Annotated in this window: 17 protein-coding genes and 6 pseudogenes; 14 read left to right on the top strand and 9 right to left on the bottom strand. The window is 68.4% G+C overall.

Annotation, left to right across the window (positions count from 1 at the left end; all coding sequences use genetic code 11):
- Nucleotides 1-27 precede the first annotated feature (27 nt).
- Nucleotides 28-744 carry an ATP-binding protein gene (locus ACIHCX_RS34175; protein WP_400036523.1) on the top strand — a complete coding sequence of 239 codons (717 nt, stop codon included), beginning with the start codon at nt 28-30 and terminating at the stop codon, nt 742-744.
- Nucleotides 745-785: 41 nt separating this feature from the next.
- Here the strand turns inward: ACIHCX_RS34175 and ACIHCX_RS34170 are convergent, their stop codons facing one another.
- A complete protein-coding gene (locus ACIHCX_RS34170) occupies nt 786-1,265 on the bottom strand; it encodes an HIT family protein (RefSeq protein ID WP_400036521.1) in 480 nt (159 codons plus the stop codon).
- A 33-nt stretch (nt 1,266-1,298) separates the two neighbouring features.
- On the opposite strand from ACIHCX_RS34170, the pseudogene ACIHCX_RS34165 reads away from it, so the two are divergent.
- Nucleotides 1,299-1,956: pseudogene (locus tag ACIHCX_RS34165) on the top strand (transposase); the annotation flags it as partial.
- Between the two features lie 14 nt (nt 1,957-1,970).
- Here ACIHCX_RS34165 and ACIHCX_RS34160 read toward each other — a convergent pair.
- Nucleotides 1,971-2,354 (bottom strand): hypothetical protein, encoded by a 384-nt coding sequence (locus ACIHCX_RS34160; RefSeq protein ID WP_400036519.1) that lies wholly within the window; start codon nt 2,352-2,354, stop codon nt 1,971-1,973.
- Nucleotides 2,355-2,590: 236 nt separating this feature from the next.
- A complete protein-coding gene (locus ACIHCX_RS34155) occupies nt 2,591-3,520 on the bottom strand; it encodes a S41 family peptidase (RefSeq protein ID WP_400036517.1) in 930 nt (309 codons plus the stop codon).
- A 494-nt stretch (nt 3,521-4,014) separates the two neighbouring features.
- Between ACIHCX_RS34155 and ACIHCX_RS34150 the strand changes: the two genes are divergently transcribed.
- Complete coding sequence (locus ACIHCX_RS34150) at nt 4,015-5,208, top strand: HEAT repeat domain-containing protein (protein WP_400036515.1); 1,194 nt, start codon at nt 4,015-4,017, stop codon at nt 5,206-5,208.
- Between the two features lie 144 nt (nt 5,209-5,352).
- Here the strand turns inward: ACIHCX_RS34150 and ACIHCX_RS34145 are convergent, their stop codons facing one another.
- Nucleotides 5,353-5,961: a hypothetical protein gene (locus tag ACIHCX_RS34145; protein WP_400036513.1), complete on the bottom strand. Its 609-nt coding sequence runs from the start codon at nt 5,959-5,961 to the stop codon at nt 5,353-5,355.
- A 38-nt stretch (nt 5,962-5,999) separates the two neighbouring features.
- Between ACIHCX_RS34145 and ACIHCX_RS34140 the strand changes: the two are divergent.
- A pseudogene (locus ACIHCX_RS34140) lies at nt 6,000-6,227 on the top strand (oxidoreductase); the annotation flags it as partial.
- Here ACIHCX_RS34140 and ACIHCX_RS34135 read toward each other — a convergent pair.
- Nucleotides 6,224-6,376 (bottom strand): annotated as a pseudogene (locus tag ACIHCX_RS34135) (IS5/IS1182 family transposase); the annotation flags it as partial. The pseudogenes ACIHCX_RS34140 and ACIHCX_RS34135 sit on opposite strands and share 4 nt — an antisense overlap.
- A 109-nt stretch (nt 6,377-6,485) precedes the next feature.
- Between ACIHCX_RS34135 and ACIHCX_RS34130 the strand changes: the two are divergent.
- On the top strand, nt 6,486-6,728 hold the full coding sequence (locus ACIHCX_RS34130) for a hypothetical protein (RefSeq protein WP_400036511.1): 243 nt from the start codon (nt 6,486-6,488) through the stop codon (nt 6,726-6,728).
- Between the two features lie 733 nt (nt 6,729-7,461).
- Nucleotides 7,462-7,757: pseudogene (locus ACIHCX_RS34125) on the top strand (NAD(P)/FAD-dependent oxidoreductase); the annotation flags it as partial.
- Here the strand turns inward: ACIHCX_RS34125 and ACIHCX_RS34120 are convergent.
- Nucleotides 7,754-9,097, bottom strand: coding sequence for a hypothetical protein (locus ACIHCX_RS34120; RefSeq protein WP_400036509.1), 1,344 nt, complete (start codon nt 9,095-9,097; stop codon nt 7,754-7,756). The pseudogene ACIHCX_RS34125 and the gene ACIHCX_RS34120 sit on opposite strands and share 4 nt — an antisense overlap.
- 300 nt (nt 9,098-9,397) lie before the next feature.
- On the opposite strand from ACIHCX_RS34120, the pseudogene ACIHCX_RS34115 reads away from it, so the two are divergent.
- Nucleotides 9,398-9,808: pseudogene (locus ACIHCX_RS34115) on the top strand (transposase); the annotation flags it as partial.
- Nucleotides 9,809-9,931: 123 nt separating this feature from the next.
- On the opposite strand, the gene ACIHCX_RS34110 reads toward ACIHCX_RS34115, so the two are convergent.
- Entirely contained in the window at nt 9,932-10,963 is a 1,032-nt protein-coding gene (locus tag ACIHCX_RS34110) for a helix-turn-helix domain-containing protein (RefSeq protein ID WP_400036507.1), read from the bottom strand.
- Between the two features lie 144 nt (nt 10,964-11,107).
- Here ACIHCX_RS34110 and ACIHCX_RS34105 point away from each other — a divergent pair, with 144 nt between their 5' ends.
- The 5 genes from ACIHCX_RS34105 to ACIHCX_RS34085 all read left to right on the top strand — a co-directional run bounded on the left by ACIHCX_RS34105 (nt 11,108) and on the right by ACIHCX_RS34085 (nt 14,206).
- Nucleotides 11,108-11,539, top strand: coding sequence for a YybH family protein (locus ACIHCX_RS34105; protein WP_400036505.1), 432 nt, complete (start codon nt 11,108-11,110; stop codon nt 11,537-11,539).
- A 153-nt stretch (nt 11,540-11,692) separates the two neighbouring features.
- A complete protein-coding gene (locus tag ACIHCX_RS34100) occupies nt 11,693-12,088 on the top strand; it encodes an MmcQ/YjbR family DNA-binding protein (protein ID WP_400036503.1) in 396 nt (131 codons plus the stop codon).
- On the top strand, nt 12,085-12,453 hold the full coding sequence (locus tag ACIHCX_RS34095; protein WP_400036501.1) for an MmcQ/YjbR family DNA-binding protein: 369 nt from the start codon (nt 12,085-12,087) through the stop codon (nt 12,451-12,453). The genes ACIHCX_RS34100 and ACIHCX_RS34095 overlap by 4 nt, the downstream gene beginning before the upstream one ends.
- A gap of 919 nt (nt 12,454-13,372) precedes the next feature.
- Nucleotides 13,373-13,735: a hypothetical protein gene (locus tag ACIHCX_RS34090; protein WP_400036499.1), complete on the top strand. Its 363-nt coding sequence runs from the start codon at nt 13,373-13,375 to the stop codon at nt 13,733-13,735.
- Nucleotides 13,736-13,744: 9 nt separating this feature from the next.
- A complete protein-coding gene (locus tag ACIHCX_RS34085) occupies nt 13,745-14,206 on the top strand; it encodes a hypothetical protein (RefSeq protein ID WP_400036497.1) in 462 nt (153 codons plus the stop codon).
- Nucleotides 14,207-14,342: 136 nt separating this feature from the next.
- Here ACIHCX_RS34085 and ACIHCX_RS34080 read toward each other — a convergent pair whose 3' ends face one another.
- Nucleotides 14,343-14,549 carry a hypothetical protein gene (locus tag ACIHCX_RS34080; RefSeq protein ID WP_400036495.1) on the bottom strand — a complete coding sequence of 69 codons (207 nt, stop codon included), beginning with the start codon at nt 14,547-14,549 and terminating at the stop codon, nt 14,343-14,345.
- A 99-nt stretch (nt 14,550-14,648) separates the two neighbouring features.
- Between ACIHCX_RS34080 and ACIHCX_RS34075 the strand changes: the two genes are divergently transcribed.
- Both ACIHCX_RS34075 and ACIHCX_RS34070 read left to right on the top strand, forming a co-directional pair.
- Entirely contained in the window at nt 14,649-15,740 is a 1,092-nt protein-coding gene (locus ACIHCX_RS34075; RefSeq protein WP_400036493.1) for a DUF5937 family protein, read from the top strand.
- Between the two features lie 347 nt (nt 15,741-16,087).
- Nucleotides 16,088-16,309, top strand: a pseudogene (locus ACIHCX_RS34070) (IS110 family transposase); the annotation flags it as partial.
- Nucleotides 16,310-16,336: 27 nt separating this feature from the next.
- On the opposite strand, the gene ACIHCX_RS34065 reads toward ACIHCX_RS34070, so the two are convergent.
- On the bottom strand, nt 16,337-16,624 hold the full coding sequence (locus ACIHCX_RS34065; RefSeq protein WP_400036491.1) for a hypothetical protein: 288 nt from the start codon (nt 16,622-16,624) through the stop codon (nt 16,337-16,339).
- Between the last annotated feature and the right edge of the window lie 469 nt (nt 16,625-17,093).

The following is a 17,093-nucleotide window of genomic DNA, read 5'->3' as shown; positions in this document are numbered from 1 at the left end:
CCGCGACCCACGAAGGAGTTACCGATCGTGACGTTTCCCCAGGCCCCGGCCCTGCCCGACGAGCTCGACAGGCTGATGCGCCGGATGCGCCTGCCCTACATGCGCAAGGCCGCACCCGACGTCCTGGCCACCGCCCGCGCCCAGCGGTGGGACCCCGCCGAAGTCCTGCGGCTGCTGATCTCCGAGGAGGTCACCGGCCGCGACGCGGCCACCCGGCGCCTCCGGCGCCACTCGGCGAACTTCCCCACCGGCAAGACCCTCGCGTCCTGGCGGGCCGAGGACTCCACCATCCCCGAACCCACCCAGAACTCCCTGATCACCCTGGAGTGGATCGGCCGCGCGAAAAACCTGGTGATCGCCGGCCCGTCCGGGACCGGGAAGTCGCACTTCACCGAGGGTCTGGCCCAGGCCGCGATCGAGAAGGACCTGAGGGTCGCCTGGTTCACCCTGGAGACCCTCGCCGCCGCGACCGGCAAGTCCAAGGTCGACGGCTCGACCGCCCGCACGGTCGCCCGGATCTGCCGCGCAGCCCAGACCGTTCAGCCGAGCGTCATCACGCCAACCAACCCCGGAACGCAACCCGTTGGAGCCGACGGCGACCCGGAACGGTCCGCACTGTCAGCAGCCGGTCACCATCGTCGCGCTTCTGGCGACCCCGGAAGCGGCCCGCCCCTCTGTCCCCACGGCCATCCCAGACATCGTTCCGCTGCGAAGGACTCCGTGACGTCTACTGACCGTCACTGATCACCGGGCCCGCCCACCTGACGGTCGGCGGGTCCTCCCCGTCAGGCCATCGAACGCAGTCGGTCCAGTTCACTGCCGATCGCATCCCGCAGCACATCGTGCTGCGGGCCGAGCTTGAACCGCTCGTCACTCCACCGGTCACGCGGATACAGCCAGACCGGCTTGCCCACCAGCTCGGCTGGCTCCCACTCGAACCGCGGCCAAACATGGGCATGCAAGAACGGGTCCGTGTTGCCGAGTATCTCCAGGTTGACCCGACGGAACTCGGGGTCCAGCCGCCGGCAGGCTCGCTCAACCGCTTCTCCGAGCTGGTCCATCCCGGCCAGAAACGACAGCCGCTTGGCCCTCGGCAGGTCAGACAGCCGTTGAACACCCGGCTCATCCGCGAGGAGAACTGAGTACCCGGGCAGGAACTGGACGTCGCCGATCACCGCAAAGCCAGACTCAAGCCGCCGCAGCACAGTCGGGTTCTCGCCCCGCAGAGCAGCCCCGATCCGGTCCATCCGCCAGTCGCCGGTCATGGCCCGAGCCTATCCACAGGTGATCAAGACCCGCAGATCGCCAACCAGCTCCGCTCCCTGCCGCGCGAGTACTATCCCGCCGCCCTGGCCGCCATCGAGTCCTGGAAGAACGGTCTGTGCCGCCCCGAGGCTCACGAGCTCCTCAAAGCCGCCCCCACCCCTGCCAAGGCCGCCCGGCTAACCCGCGCCCAGCTGCAGGCAGCGCTCAAGCGCGCCGGCCGAAAGCGCGGCATCGAAGCCGAAGCCGAGCGGCTCCGCGAAGTCCTCCGCGCCGACTGCGCCCACCAGCCACCGCTCGTCGAGGACGCCCTTGGGCAACAGATGCTCGCACTGCTCATCCAGCTTTCGGCCGCCTGCACCGCCGCTGACGACCTGGCCAAGGCGGTGGAGGAGGCTTTCCCCCAGCACCCGGACGCTGAGATCCTCCTCAGCTTCCCCGGCCTCGGTGTCCAGCTCGGTGCCCGGGTGCTCGCCGAGATCGGCGACGACCGCACACGGTTCGCCGACGCCCGCGGCCTCAAGGCGTACGCCAGCTCCTCGCCCGTCACCCGAGCCTCCGGCAAGAAATCAGCGCAATCTCTTCAACCGCATGATCGGCCAGCTCTACCACTGCCTGCAGCACAACCGAACCTATGACGAGACCGTGGCCTTTCCCGAGGGGAGCGTCGCCTCACAGGCAGCAGCGGCCTGAGCCACCAGGGTGCGCTACCGGATAACACAGATATCCGGCAGCACCGAGGTCTCCACGCCTTCCCCGGCCAGAACCTGCTGAGCCAGCCCGCGGGCCTGGGCCCACCCAACGTCGCTGATCAGAGCCGCTGTCGTCCACTGATCGGAGGACTCATCGCGAGTCATCTCATCGAAGATCGAATCGATCATCCGCAGGTCAGGTAGTGCACCACTACTGAGGAGTCCCTCCTCCACCAGGCGCTCGGCCATGCGGAACGCGTGATCGAAATCGAGGGCGATCTCGTCCGTCACGACACCGTGCTTCTCCAGCCATGCCGTCTGGGCTGGCGCAGGCGCCGCCAACACGATGAGCGCCTCCAGCAGGAGGCGACGGCGAAATGCGGGATCCGGATTCTCCACGTCCCGATCGTGCCACGACTTCACAGAACAGGAGCACCCGCCTGTTCGACCGACCCCGACAACCAACTTGACGCATAACAGCCTGAGGTGTCTGGGCCGCCATCACCCTCATGACCAGGCGTCTCGCCCGGAAAGGCGCCACCCCCAGCTGGCCGAGGAAACCGGCCGCTGCCGACGGCTGACCGCCCCCGAAGGCCTGACTCTCAGCCACGAACCTTCGAAGTGACCGCACAGTGTCACCGTTGTCGGCAGGCGGCCTGCTTGTTCAGCCAGTTCTGGGCCGCGTCCAGGACGGCGTCCTGGTGGCGGGCCACCGGGCGGGGATCCTTGATGACCTCCTCGTCCGGCGGGATCGGCGCGTCGTAGGCGCGGCCCGTGCGGTCCGCGTCCTTGACCCCCGTGATGAAGAGCGTGGCTCCGTCGGACAGGCGGTAGGAGGCGTTTCCCGTCGGGACGCCGAAAGTGGGCTCGCCGAAGGAGCGGGTGTCCGGGCGTCCGCGGAAGGCCACCGCGACCGCCTCGCCCGCGCTGGACGTCCGCCGGCCGGTCAGGACGGCGACCGGTGGCCTGCTGGTCGCGAGGGGCCGGCCGCCGGTGCTCCAGCCCTGCGACTTGCCGTCCAGGTACGGGGCACCGTTCTTGATCGACCACACGGACTTCTTGCCGTCCGCGTCGACGAACATGCCCGCCGTGCCGTCGCCCAGGATCGGCCCCGCCACGGTGAGCACGGGCCACATGCCACCGCCCGTCTCCGGCCTCAGGTCCACCACCCAGCCGCAGGCTCCCGCGCCGTCCGCCTTCGCCACGGCGGCCCGGCCCTGCCGTACGTACGCGTCGTACGTCTTCTGGGAACCGTTCACCCACGGCAGGGAAACGTAACCGATGCCGTTCTTCAGGGGCCGTCCTTCCAAACCATCGAAAGAGGAGGTCGACGCCTCCATGCCCTCCTTGGCCTGCCCCGGATCCCAGAAGGTGCTGTGCCCATCGCCCAGAGCCCCCAGCGCCGACTCGATCGCCCCGTAGGTGTCCGCGGGCTTCTGCGCCCCGCGGGCCTGCGAGAACGCCTTGCTTCGAAGGTTGTCCCAGTCGATCTGGTGACGGAGCAAAGAGTGCTCTTCCATGATGCTCAGCGCCTTCGACAAGTACGTCCGCGCCGCGGGGGCCATGTCGTCACCAGCCGAATCCTGCGCACCGCTTGTGCATCCCGTCGCTGCGACGACCACTCCGGCCAGTGCCGCACCTGCTGGCATGCGCAGTGAACGTCCCCGACCTATCCGTCCCCAGGCTCTCGTCACAGGACGTAACCCTAACGTTAACGATCACCAGCTGACGAGCTCAAAGATGAGAAACACGGGCGGTGTGAGCTGCGGTGATGGGCACGACGTTGGAATCGTTCGCGGCACCGTTCATGGCACTGGATTCCGGGCTTCCCGCAGGCCGCTCAGCACCCCTTGACCAGCTGGTGTACGTCATGACAAGGCTCCTCAAGCAGGTGGCGCGGGGGTCCGGATGGAAGTCCCCCGTCACTTGCTAGAGGTGTGGCGGAAGTCGACGGTGTGACACTTAAGTAGACGGAGTAGTAGGTCAGTGGCGGGTTTGCTGGAGCCCCTCCCAGCGTCCGAGTACGAGGCACGTCAGTGGCAGGGGCGATCCTTTCTGTGTGACGAACCAGGATGACTACCGTATTGCCGCTCAGGCTCTCCATGGGCAATTGCCTGACCCACGTTCCGTGATCGAGTGCACGGACTGGACCGCGCTGGAGCATGCCTACGGAAAGGCGCAGGACACGCCCCTTCGCCTGCTTCAGCTCTTGGAGGAGGACCCGGAGGTTCAAGCGGGAGCGCTGGGACTGCTGGACATGTCCGTTCTGCACCAGGAGTCCTTGTACAGCGCGACGGCACCGGCCGCACTGTACGTAGCCGCGGTGTTGAACGACCCCCGCACTCTGGCCCGCCACGAGAACTTCTCCACCTGGGATGGCCGACCTCGACCACTGCGTGCCGCCTTGCTGGAATGGCTGGGTCAGATCGCGGATTCGGCGGCCTACGGCGAGACGACCGACGAGGAGGACGGCAACGATCCGGGCGTCATCGATGCGGTCCGCGCAGTCCGCGGCACGATCCACGACGCCGTCTCCACCCATCTCCTGGCCCCGGACCCCACCGTCCGAGCGGCCGCCCTCAACACCACCGCCACGCTCCTTCAATCTCCCAAGCTGGCCGGAAGGATCTCCGGAACCACCCAGACTCTTCGGCGGCTGCTCGCCGAGAGCACCGACCGTCGTGAGCGCGCCACCATCGTCTTGACCATCGGCGCCTGGGGCGCGGACACCGCGCGCTGGCTCGCGGATCCCGACCCCGCCATCCGTGCCTGCGCCGCTCTGTCACCGGGATGCGCCGGCGACACCAAGGCGACGCGGACGATCCTCCGTGCTCTGCGCGAACCCGAGGCCATCGACTCCTGGTTCCTCGAACCCACCGCCACCGACCCTTGGGCCGGGGAACCGCTTCCGCACATCGAAGGCCGCCTGCGACACGCCCTTCTGTCCGCGGCCATCGAACGCGCTGCCGACTTCGAGGAACTGCTGCCGGCCGCCATGGCTTCCGTGCCGTTCTGCAGCAACCTCACCATCGCCGAAGACTGGGGACCGCTACTCGCCGCGGCATTCCCTTCCGGCTATGACCAAGGTGCCAAGCTCACTCCAGCCCAGCACCGTTACCTGAGCGCTCTCGCCGATCGCGACGTGTGCTGGCGATACACCCACCTCGTCACCTCGTGGTTCAACGACGTCCGCCTTCCCCCAGACCAAAACGCCATCAAGGCACTCCTGGCCGGGTCGCAGCCACACCAGTAACGACGCCGGCGCAGACCCCTCAAGCACCAGCACCAGAACATTGTGGGCTCCACTCGGTGGACAATGACTGGCATCCGTACGCCAGCCGCCTCGGCCAGCGAGCAGCACAGAGGTCTCACCAGCAGGGGTGGGGTGGGAACGCTGTCATTGAGAGCTGATGTCACTGATCGCTGAGGCAAGTTCTGGGAGGTCCCAGTAAACGGAGTATGTCCACAGCCCGGTCGTAACGGTGTGGCTCAAGGGACGGTCGCACGGCAGCGTGCCGTCGGCGAGGCGGAACACCCTCGAAGCGATGAAAGCAAGGGCATCTAGGGGCTTCCACAGATTCGTCCAGCGTGTCAAGGACGCTGGGAGGGTGACTGGTTGGTTGGCTGCGTACGGCGCCAGCTGTCCACCTCGAGGGTCGCAGAGGTGGAAGTAGGCCGCCTGTGACCCGAAGGTCAGGAGGGATGCCGTCCACATGGGGTCATGGCCGGTGGCCATGTCGACGGCGATGACGCCCCCGAGGCTGTGCGCCACCACCCGCACCGGTCGGTCCGGGCTGCGCCCGAGCTCGGGGTCAATGTTGGCGATGTGATCCCAGACGCGGCCCTGGATCTCTTCGCGGTGTCGCTGGTAGACGAGAACGTCACCGAGGAACCGCGTGGCAGCAGGACTTAACCGCGAGCGCAGGGAGTGGTTGACACGCGCGACGACGGCTTGAACGGCCGCGCCTGCGACACGATCCAGCCCTGCGAGGTGGCGGCGGATCACGGAGTGAAGCTTGCCTGGATCATTCGAAGCCCCGCGAATTCCGCACTCACTCCCCCAACCCGGTCCAACGAGGACAAGGCGCCCCCTTCCAGCCCCTCGTCTACACACTCGACCTCTTGATCCCCATCGGTGGCCTGGGGCAGCGCACGGCCTGGTACTGGTCGAACGACAGCCTCCAGTGGCTGGCTTACCTGCTGATCGCCTTCGGCTGGGTGCTGACGACCGCCGTCATCGCGGGTGTCACCCGTACTCTGCAGAAAAACTAGCGGGCGACAGGTGAGTTCAGGCGTCGCCAGCAGATCAGTGCGCATCCGAGGGTGAGGAAGGCTTCGTGGATGTCGTCGCGTATCTCCCAGCGGATCCTCAGGCGGCGGAACCAGCGCAGGTGGGCGAACGCGCGCTCCACGAACCAGCGTTGGGCCGCCGGTTCGCACTGACACCGGGAACGAGTTCAGAGCCACCATGGGTGCGGCGTTCTGAGAAGCCCGTTCAGCAGTCGATCGGCATGTGGAGACGAGGTAGGTATGACGGAAAAGGTGCAGGACAAGGCGAGCGGCGTAGTAATCGCTGCTGGCGCCGTCGCGGTGACCCTTGCGGTGTTCATGACCGTGGTCGGACGGGTAGGCAGTTTCCTCTACCTGGTGCTGGCCTGGGCTCTGGTCACCGGGTGGGCCTTGTCCAGGAGGCCGAAGTTGGACAAGGTCACAGCATTGGTCGTCCTCGCTGTCATCGGCGGACTGACAGCCGTCGCTGCCGCAGCCGCATAGTCAGCAACTACAAGGAGACGTTGTTGCGCAGAGTGTGCAGGGTGTAGTAGCCGGCCGGGTTCGGCAGAGTACAGACCGGTGCGGATCAGGAACGGGTCCTCTCACTGGCCGGCGTCTCCCTCCCGTCCGGCGTCGTTGTTCTGACGGCGGCGCGGCGGCCCCGGCCGACGCGCAACCAAGAGCGTTGCGGCCCTGGCGCAGTACAAAGCCCGGGAAGGGCACCTGACGGGCACCGCCAAACTCACCGCGCTTGCCAACCTCGGACTCGACTGGGCGTAGCAAGCCAGCAGGGGTGCTCCGCGCTCGGAGGGACCGAACACTTGAGCCGCCGCCGATACCCGTCGCACCGCATCGGCTACCTGCATGCGCGGTCTTGTGTCATCACTCTCTGGCAGCAAGAGTCAACCAGGCAAGACGGTCAGCCCTTCCACACGCTGCGGCGTGTTGCCGCAATGCTGGTGGGACTGGCGTCGAAGCGGCGGGGTTACGGCAGGTCGGGCAGAGGGTGGGGAGATGAGGGGGGACGACGTCAGGTTCGGTCACGGGGTGAGCTGATCCGGCAGCGGGCGCAGGCGCAGTTCGTGGTCCTCGCCGGATACGAGCCGGGCGAAGCAGGCCGCAGCCCGCAGGAAGACGCCCGCCCAGGGCGGTACGGGGTAGGCGGCACAGCCGTCGGTGTAGCGGGCGCGGTCGTGCAGGGCGAGCGTGGCCGCGGCGTCGTCGTAGTCGCTGCGGCAAGGTCGTCCTGGTCGACGGCAGCCGGATCGAGCCCGATGCCGTGATCGCCGCGACCGCGCCCTGGAGGGGCTCGTCGGTCCTGGACGCCCGCGGCAGGCCGGTGCTCCACGGCGCCGCTGCCTGCAACGCCCCCGGCCTGTACTTCACCGGTTCACCAACCCGATCAGCGGGATGTTCCGCGAACTGGCCATCGACGCCGAGAAGATCGCGAAGGCGGAGGCGCGTCGCGCGGAGAAGACCCGCGCGACGCGCAGAGACAAGGGTGCCTTTCGGGGCGCTGGTGTGCGCTAGTTCACGGTGAGTACGGCCGTGTTGTTCCTCGGGTTCGGGTCGTGGCGGAACTCGCCGAACTCGGGATGGATGCTGACCTCACCCGTCGCTCCGGGCACCACCGTGTCGATCCGGAGCTTGAAGGCGAAGGAGCGCTCCGTGTTCTCCAGCACCCAGTAGGGCAGCGAGCAGTCGTAGCGCGGGGCGCCGGTGCGGTTCGGGTAGTAACTGCCGGAGAGGGTGCGCGGCCCGCAGCCCTCCGGAACACCGGTGACCGTGGTGCCGGGCGGAACGATCAGCCGGACCGCGGCGACCGGGTCCCCGGAGCCCAGGTTGCCCAGCCAGCCGGGACCGTTGTTCCTGAAGGTGAGCGACGCGGTGACCGTCTCGCCCGCCGCGCCCTGGACCGCAGCGCCGGTCACCGAGAAGTCGGCGGTGTTGTCCGCGCCGATCTGTAGCGCCACATAGCTGTTGTAGCCCCCCAGGTTGGTCGCGCCGACCGGGTCCGCCGAGATGTCCACCCGCTCCTGGAGCGCCTGCCGGGTGAGTGCGACCCGCAGCGGCTGGGGCAGTTTGAAGGAGGCGCCCGGGGCCAGATCCTGTGCGAAGGTGCAGTCCGCGTACGACATCGGGGCGTACTCGTCCCCGCTCGACGTCGTGTAGGTGCAGGCGTCGTACCGGTTGAGGTACTGCACCCCGTACGAGGCCATCATCCTGATGGTGAAGCCGTGCGCGGTCTCGTTGCCGTGGTTGGTGAGCGTGAGCGGGAGCTTCTGCTTGCTGCCCGGCCGGGCGTGCTCGATGTCCTTGCCGGCCGTGAGCGCGAGGTCGGGTCCCGACGCGACTGTGACCGTGGTCTCGAAGCTGTCCCGGGGCGCGGTGAGCGTGCCGTCCGGGCCGCCGGTGGCCGTCGCTTCGAAGGTGATGCGGCCCTGCGCGCCGACCGACGCCCCGTCGGCCGCGCGGACCTTGAGGTGCACCTCGCCGCCGGTGTTCCAGGTCACCGGCACCTCGGGCACGTCGCACACCGCGGTCGCGCCGCTCGGCGTGCAGTTGTCCGGCCAGGTGATCTCGGCGACCCCGGCGAGCCCGGAGGCGTCCACGGTGAGCCGGCCGTCGGTCACAGTGAAGTGGTCGTTGTCGTGGCTGAGCCTGACATCGAGCGTGCGGGTGAGCGGTGTCCCGCCGTTGATGCCGAGCGGCAGGGTCGGCTCGTACGGGGCGTTGATCCAGAGTTGGTCGGTCTCCGGCTCGGTCTCGGCGAACGCGGGAGCGGTGGTGAGCCCCAGGGTGACGAGTCCGGCAGCGAGCGTCGTACAGGCTCCGAGCCGCAGTGCGCGGCGGACGGAGTCAGCTCTCATTACATCTCCAGGTGAGAGACGGTCAGGTCACGCGGCTGGCGTGGTCGCCGATCAGCGGCCCACGCCGGGCCACATCTCCTTGACGATCAAGGAGGGTTGGGGGTTGTACGACGATGCTGACGGGTGGTCAACGCTGCGAAATTCATTGCAAGACACCTTCCCGAGCCGCACGAGACGGAGCTTGGCGGGGAGCCGGCTCACGAACTGCTGGCCACAGAAACAGGGCTCCGACCGGCGCCGAGCTCTACCGTCGAAGTGCCCTGCTCCCTGACAGGACGGCAGGAACTGGGCGGCCCCGCCTCACGCCCTGGTCAGGGGCCGCCCACACCCCGGTCGTTGTCGACCAGAGCCCGAATCCTTGCCGAGATCGGCGAGGACCGGACCCGCTTCGCCGACGCCAGAGCGCTCAAGTCCTACGCCGGCTCGGCCCCCATCACCCGCGCATCCGGCAAGAAATGCTTCATCGGCCGCCGCTTCGTCAAGAACAACCGCCTCATGCACGCCGACTTCCTCTGGGCCTTCTCAGCCCTTCAGGCCTCCCCTGGAGCCAACGCCCACTACCGACGCCGACGCGAGCACGGAGACTGGCACAATGCCGCCCAGCGTCACCTACTCAACCGCTTCCTCGGCCAACTCCACCACTGCCTCCAGACCCGGCAGCCCTTCGACGAACAGCGCGCCTTCGCACCGCTACTTGCGACGTCTGCGTGACCTGGGAATTGGCTACAGACTCTGTCAGTGCTCCCGTCTACATTCGCCGCGTGACTGAGCCTTCCTACCTCACTGCGGTCCGGGAGTCATACGACACCGTGGCCACCGAATACGCCGCCTTCGTCAAATCCCCCTCCGAGCTGGACCCCACATCACGCGCGATGCTGACCGCGTTCGCAGAACTGGTGCAGGCCTCTGCTCTGGGACCGGTCGCGGACTGGAGCTGTTTTCCTGGGGCTGTGCCTGTGCCGCGTAGGCGGCGGGGGTAAGGCCGGTGTGGCGGCGGAAGAAGCGGCCGAAGTTGGACGAGTTGGTGAAACCGAGATGGGCGGCGACCACGCGGGCGCTCCAGCCGGCGCTGCCGAGGAGCCGGCGTGCTTCGAGGAGGCGTCGTTCGTCGATGAGGTCGCGTACCCCCTTGCCGGTCGCCTGCCGGGCGGCGCGGCTGAGGGTGCGTACCGAACAGCCCAGCAGTTCGCCGTAGTCCTCGGCCCGGTGCTTGTCGCGGAAGTGGAGTTCCAGGGCGTCCAGGAACCGCCCGTACGTGTCGGGAGCGGCAGCGGGAACCGCCCGGATGACGCCTGGCGAGTACACGAGGCGCAGCAGCAGTGATTCGAGCAGGCTGCGCCGCAGTGCGTGGTGGGCGTCCAGCGGGCGGTGGCCCAACGCGCGGTGCTCGTCCAGGAGCTGGAGCGCCGTCTCCTGCAGCCAGGTGGCGTCGTCGGCGTGCGGGGTCAGAACGGGCGGGGCGTCGTGCGCGGTGAGCGGGGCCAGCAGGCGGGCGATGTCGGGCCGCAGCACATCTGGCTCGAACAGGATGAACGGTCCGCGGGCGGCACCCGGCGGGTGCCAGCACTGCACGTGCCCGGGGCGCACCCACAGCCACTGGCCGGGGGCGACGGTGCGGGTGGCGTGGTCGACGTCGTGCAGCAGCTCGCCCTCGGTGACCGCGATGAGGTAGTGGAAGGTGGCTCGGCCGGGGCGGGGCGGGTTCCACGGCCAGTCGTCGTGCTGGGCGAAGAAATCCTCGACGGTGGTCACCTCCAGCCCGAAAGGAGTACCGACCGGGGGCTGGAAGCTGTACAGAGGGGTGGGTGCGCCCGGCGGAGGAGCGGATTCCTTCGTCCCGTCCGACTGTCCGCTGCTGACCATCATGTGTCCGCAGTCTAACGCCCGTAATGCCCGATCCTCGGGAATCATCACTAGCGGGCCCGGACAGTCGGGCCGTCGGCGCCTGGAGTACGCGGGCGCACGCCGGGCGGGTACGGCCGGCCACAGCACCTCTGAAAGGCATATGGGATGGGCGTCAGCAAGGAAGAGATCAGCAAGACCATCATCGAGCTGGAGAAGTCCTTCAACGAGCGATGGAGTGTCGGCGACAACCGCGGCTACCTCGACGGGTTCGCCGAGGAGGTCAGCTATTTCGACCCGATCCTCGAGAACATTGTGGTCGGTCGGGACAAGGTCATCGCGTGGATCGACTCCATCTACTCCAACCCGCACATCGTGCGCAGCGAGTATCTCAACCCGCAGGTTCACGTCAGCGACAGCGGTGACTTCGCTGTCCTGGCGTACAACCTGAACACCTTCGTTCTCGACGAGAACGGCAAGGAGAAGCAGCTCCGCGCCTGGAACGCCACTCACGGCTATCGCCTCATCGACAACCAGTGGCGCATCGTGCACTCCAACTGGGCATTCGCCCAGACGGTGACGGAAAAGATCGCTTCCTGACCCGGGGGCGCCGGCAGGCCACGTCTGATCCGCCTGCGCCGCAAGCAGGGGGAATCCTCGCGTGAGCGCCCGCGAAAGAGGGGCCAGAACAGCGGAACAGGCGGCCTGCCGATGGCGGTGTCCCGTCGTACACGGAGCAAGGAGCTGAACGTCATGACCGGTAAGAAGCTGCAGCAGATGGCAGCCGAGTGCGCCGAGGGCCTGCCAGGCACCGCACTGGAGCACCCCTTCGGCCCGGAGTGGGACGTGTACAAGGTGCGCGGCAAGGTCTTCATGCTGATGACCGACGTCACCGGGGAGCCGCTGGTGATCCTCAAGTCCGCCCCCGGCGAGGCAGTGGCGCTGCGCGCGCAGCACGCCGAGATCACCCCCGGCTACCACATGAACAAGCGGCACTGGATCACCCTCCACGGCGGCGGCTCCCTCGACCGCGGTCTGGTCGAGGAACTGGTGACCGACTCTTACCGGCTGGTGGTCGCGGGGCTCCCAAAAGCACAGCAGCCCGTGGACCCGGCAACGTACGCCCAGGGAGACCACGCCCCGCGATGACCCTCACCGGGCTCCGGCTGCAGCAGACGGCACGCCGCGCGGCTGAGGCGCTGCCCGACTCCGGCAGCAGCCGCCCCTTCGCCGAGAGGCTGGACGTCTACAAGGTCGCCGGGAAGGTCTTCCTGATCGTCACGGACGGCCCCGGTGAGCGGATCATCACAGTCAAGGCGGAGCCGGAACACGGGCGGCGGTTGCGGGACCAGTGCCCGTCGATCACCGCCGGACGCTATCTCGACAAGACGCACTGGATCTCCGTGGGCGCCGGCCGGGGTATCACCGCGGCCCTGGTCGAGGATCTGGTCACCGACTCCTACGACCTGGCACTCGACTCGGTGCCATGCGGCCGGCGTCCCACGCGGACCTGACCGCCCGCCCCGGCCTCTCCCTCACCTGCCCGAAAGCCTTCCCCATGGACTGCTTTTAACCGGAGATCAGGTTGTAATGGCCCTCCTGGGCCTTGCCGTACAGCGGGGCGCGCTGCTGTACCTTGCGACATCTCGGCCTCGTGTCAGTCAACCACGATGGGATACACCGCGTCGTGACAGTGAGCCCCGGTGCCCGTGCCACCCTCATGTCAGCAGCGGACCGCCATTCGCCCCCCACCGTGACCAGCGAAAGGACGGCGGAAAGCAGCCGCCAGCGACTGCCAACCATTCCACTGACACGGACCCGACACATCGCAACCCAAGCACCGAAAGCCACGACGCGATCTGCGCCGACTGCGCCGGACGCAGCGCCGCCTTCCGCCGGCCGCCGTCCACGAAATCACCCACTGAGGTGAACAGGGGTGCGATGTGGTGTGTCAGGTGATGCAGGCGGCTATGCCACACACTGTGCGAGCCGTGCAACACGATGATGGTGTAGGGCCGTACACAGTCACCGTCTTCTGACGATGCGTTTTGTCCGTGGCTGACCAGGGAGGTTCTCATGTGGGACGACGACGATGAGGAAGAGGAGTGGGAGTGGGAATAGCCCAACTCCTTTCTCGTTGCGGCCCGCCAACCTCCGGTCGGCGGGCCGCAACGTGTCTCGTGCAGGCCCCTGCGGGGCCACCCCTGCCCCTGGAGTTCCTCTCTCCCGGGAGGCGACACCCGTTCGCCTCCCGTCGGTGACGGCCCGTCGCCGCAGCAAGGCCGCGATGTTGCCAACGCTCCCCGACAGCGGCCCGGGCAACAGCAAGACTCCGTAGCTCAGGCGGCTTGAGCGCCAATCTCGTAGAGCGGAAGTCGGTCGGAGCAAGAGCAGCAGAAAGTCGCCGCACTACGGGCGCGGGAACTCGATCTCGTGACCGCGATCCTCACGCACGCCCTCTGGAGCGAGGCCGCCGGACCGAACGTCCCGATGACCGCTCCCGGCTCAAGCACGCCAGCGGGTGGGGCTGCCGTGCAGTGGCCCGCGAGCATCGGTCACCTCACGTTGTTCTTCACGATCCTCCTGAACGCCGTGGGCCCGGAACGGGGCCGCCAGTTGGTTCGAGGCGGCCCGTCCCGCCGACTGCCGGGAGCACCCCCTCCCATCAGGCGCGGCGTCGGAACCGCGGTCCCGGACCAGGGCACCACCTACGACCCGGACAGCGGCAAGGTGGCCACCGTGTCCAACGGAACCGCGTTCGAGGCCGCCGCGATCAGCGGGGCGGCCCGTACGTGAGGAGCCGACATGCCCGACACCACGCCGCTCACCCCGATGACCCCGCACGCGGCCATCAGCGCCTTCAACTACCTCCGGGCCGTCCAGGCCGACGACATCGACACCGCCCGCGAGTTCGCCGCCGCCGAACCGCAGATGCCCGAGCTGCTCGTCGACGCCGCGACTCGGATCGTCGTCCCGGTCACCGCGCTGCCCGGCCCGGAGGCGGGCGAGCCGTGCGCGGACACCTTCGCCCTGGAGGCCCTCGGGCGCGTCTTCGTGGCCTCGCTGCGGATCTGGGCGCAGACCGGGCCGGACGCGGCGGAGGGCATCGCCCGTTCCGTCATCGACTTCGCCGTGCAGTTCCTCACCGAGGACCACGAGGACGTCGCCGACACTCTGCGCCAGTTGGAGGCCGTCGGCGTGGGCCAAGCCCTTGATGCGCACCCCGCACCGGCCGGTTCGCACCCGGTGCGCCTGACCGTCGTGTAGTACGCACCGGATGCGCGCCACACCGCACTGCCCATCGTGGTGCGTTTCATCGGCATCGCCTCACCGCACCGGACGCAATCACCACGCCCCACGGCAGGTGATCATTCACGACCAAGATCGACTTTCGCAACACGCCCTAGTAGGTCCAGGGGTGCAGCCAGCGGCGGAGGGCCAGGCGGAGGCGGCCGGTGGTCGGGCGGCCGGCTAGGACGGCTTCGAAGCGGCGGTGGTCGCGGGCCGTCCGCAGCACCGCGACGTCGTGAGTACCGGGGACGGGCGGGGCCGGTTCGGCGTGCTGGGCGGCCCGGTAGCTGTCGAAGAGGTACTGCTGCAGTGCGTTCATGCGCCCACCGTGCACCCGGGCCGCCCCGCCCGTCCCTCCGATTGACGGCCCCCGTCAAACGGCACGGCAGTGCCCCGCCCGGCCCGGCACCATAGGAGGGTGAGCGTGACCATCGACATCACCGGACTGCCGCACGAGCGGATCACCTTCTGCTCTTCGCCGCTGGCCGAACTCGGCAACGCGCTGCACGCGCTGGCCGAGCCCGCTCACCACGCCCGGCTGCACACGTGGACGACGGCGATCTCCGCCGCGCTCAGGCCGGAGCTGGCCGACCGGCTGCTCGAGGCCGACTTCATGTGGCGGTCGACTCGCTCCGACTTCCTGCTGCCGGCCCAGCCTCGAGAAACCCTCGCCGAGGAACTGGACGACCTCGACCGCATGGACGACGAGAAGTTCGTCGGCGCGGCCCTGGAGATCTCGTGCAGCACCAGCCACTACCCCAAGGGCCTGCCGTCGCCACTGGTCGACAAGCGGTCACGGCGCCGCGCGCTCGACCTGGCGGCGGCGCGCGGCCCGCGCCAGGCGGCGTTCGTCGAGCGGATGCTCGCCGAACCCACCGCCACGCGCGCGTGGATACGGCGCCTCCTGGAGGACTGCGACCAGGCGTTCTTCGCCGACACCTGGCGCCGGGTCCGCGTCCAGCTCGCCGCTGACGCCCGACACAAGACCGAGCTGCTGCGCCGCAAGGGCCTGGCGGAGGCGCTCACGGCGGCGTCGCCGGCACTGAGCCTGGAGGAGGACGAGCTCGGTAGCCGCATCGTCGTCGACAAGCTGGTGCACGGCCGCACCGAGGCCCGGGACACCGCCGTCACGCTGGTGCCGAGCGTCTTCGGCTGGCCGCACTTCTTCGCCCTGTACGCGCCGGGCTGGCAGCCCGTGATCCAGTACCCGGCCGCCACCCACGAGGTCGGCGGCACCGAGTCCGTGGAGACCGTGAAGCTGCGCCTGGACGCGCTGACCCATCCGATGCGGATGAGCCTGTGCCGCAACCTCTCGCGCGGCGCGTACTCGACGAGCGAGCTGGCCGACGCGTACGGCATCACCGCCCCGGAGGTCTCCCGCCACCTCGCCGTCCTGAAGAAGGCCGGGCTGCTCATCACCCAGCGCCGGGGCCGCTACGTCCTCCACCAGCTCGACCTCTCGGTCGTGGCCCGGCTCGGCAGCGACTTTCTGGAGTCCGTGCTGCGGTAAGGACGGCTTGTGGGATGGCGCTGTTCCCGAGGCCACCGCTGGGAGGCGAAGTCGACTCCCACCATCGACCAGTCGATCCGTCCCACGAGGTCGGCGTCGGGCCGCTGTGCGCCCACAGCAGGGCGAGGCAACACCTCCGCCAGCGCGGCCGCGGTCGCCAGGACGTCGCAGCCGAGACGGGGCAGGGTACGGCCGGCAACGGCGAGGAGGGGGAGCCGAGCAGGGGGCGGCCACGGCCAGGGGCAGGAGGTCGACTGCGGTCATGGTCACCCTGTGAGGCCGGTGAGGGTCTACGGGTTGACGGTGCGGTGGCGCTTGTGCAGCTGGATGGTCAGCGCGAGCAGCAGCGCGGCGGAAACAGACAGCTCAAGCGCGCGATGTTCCTGTCCGCGTTCGCTGCCTTGCACGATCCCGCTTCCCGGACCTACTACGACAAGTGCCGATCCCGCGGGAAGACGCACACCCAAGCCCTTCTCCGTCTGGCCCGCCAACTCATCAGCGTGCTGTTCGCGATGCTCCGCGACGGCACCTTCTACGCACCCCGCACCTCCCACGCGATGGCTGCATGAACCAGCCGACAGGCAGTTCGACTCACATCAGCATCTTGTGTCGTCTGCCCACGCCGAAATCTCCGCGGCACCCCGACGGACAGCTGCTTCCGGATCCCGGGCGAGTTGCCCGCAGACCGTTGCGACGTCCGGCAAACCGTCCGTTCTCACGAGCGCGTCATGCACCCCGGTCTGGATCCAGTCGGCCTGGTGGCCGTCAGCCTCGGCAACTGCGAGAGCGATGAGCCTTACGGCAGCCACCGTCCCCACCCCGGCCAGCGCCTCTGCCGTCTGCCGGGTCACCGCTGTGTCCTCGACGTCCAGCAACAGCCCCACCAACGCTTCCGCCGCCTCAGGAACATCAGCGAAGGAAACAAGGTCACGCCCAGCACGAACACGTTGCGCCCACGAAGGAGACGAAGCCCCAGCCAAGGCCGCCTCCAACCCACTCATCATCTCCGACGCGACCAGACAATCTCATGCCGCACGACGAACGACCCTGGACCGAAGCTACCCACCCGCTTGACCAAGAACATAGAGGCACCCCCCAGGTTCTACGGATCCTTGCTGGCGGCCGACGGCTACACCCCGTCGGCCTGGCGGGTGTGGTCGCCGGCAGTGCCCGAAGAACGTCTTTTACCTCATCGCGGCCGGGCTGGTGCTGGCTGTGGCAGCGCGCCTATTCTCCGTCCGGCGCGACTGAACAGCGCCGGGCCCAGGGCGCCAAGCGCGGGCAGCCGGCCGGATTGCCGGTAGCACGATCACGCCCTTGGCAGACCCCAGGGGGAGATGCCTCCATGAGACG

The sequence above is a fragment of the Streptomyces sp. NPDC052043 genome, from assembly GCF_044548235.1.
Lineage (GTDB): Bacteria > Actinomycetota > Actinomycetes > Streptomycetales > Streptomycetaceae > Streptomyces.
This window is presented reverse-complemented; position numbering and strand designations above follow the sequence as displayed.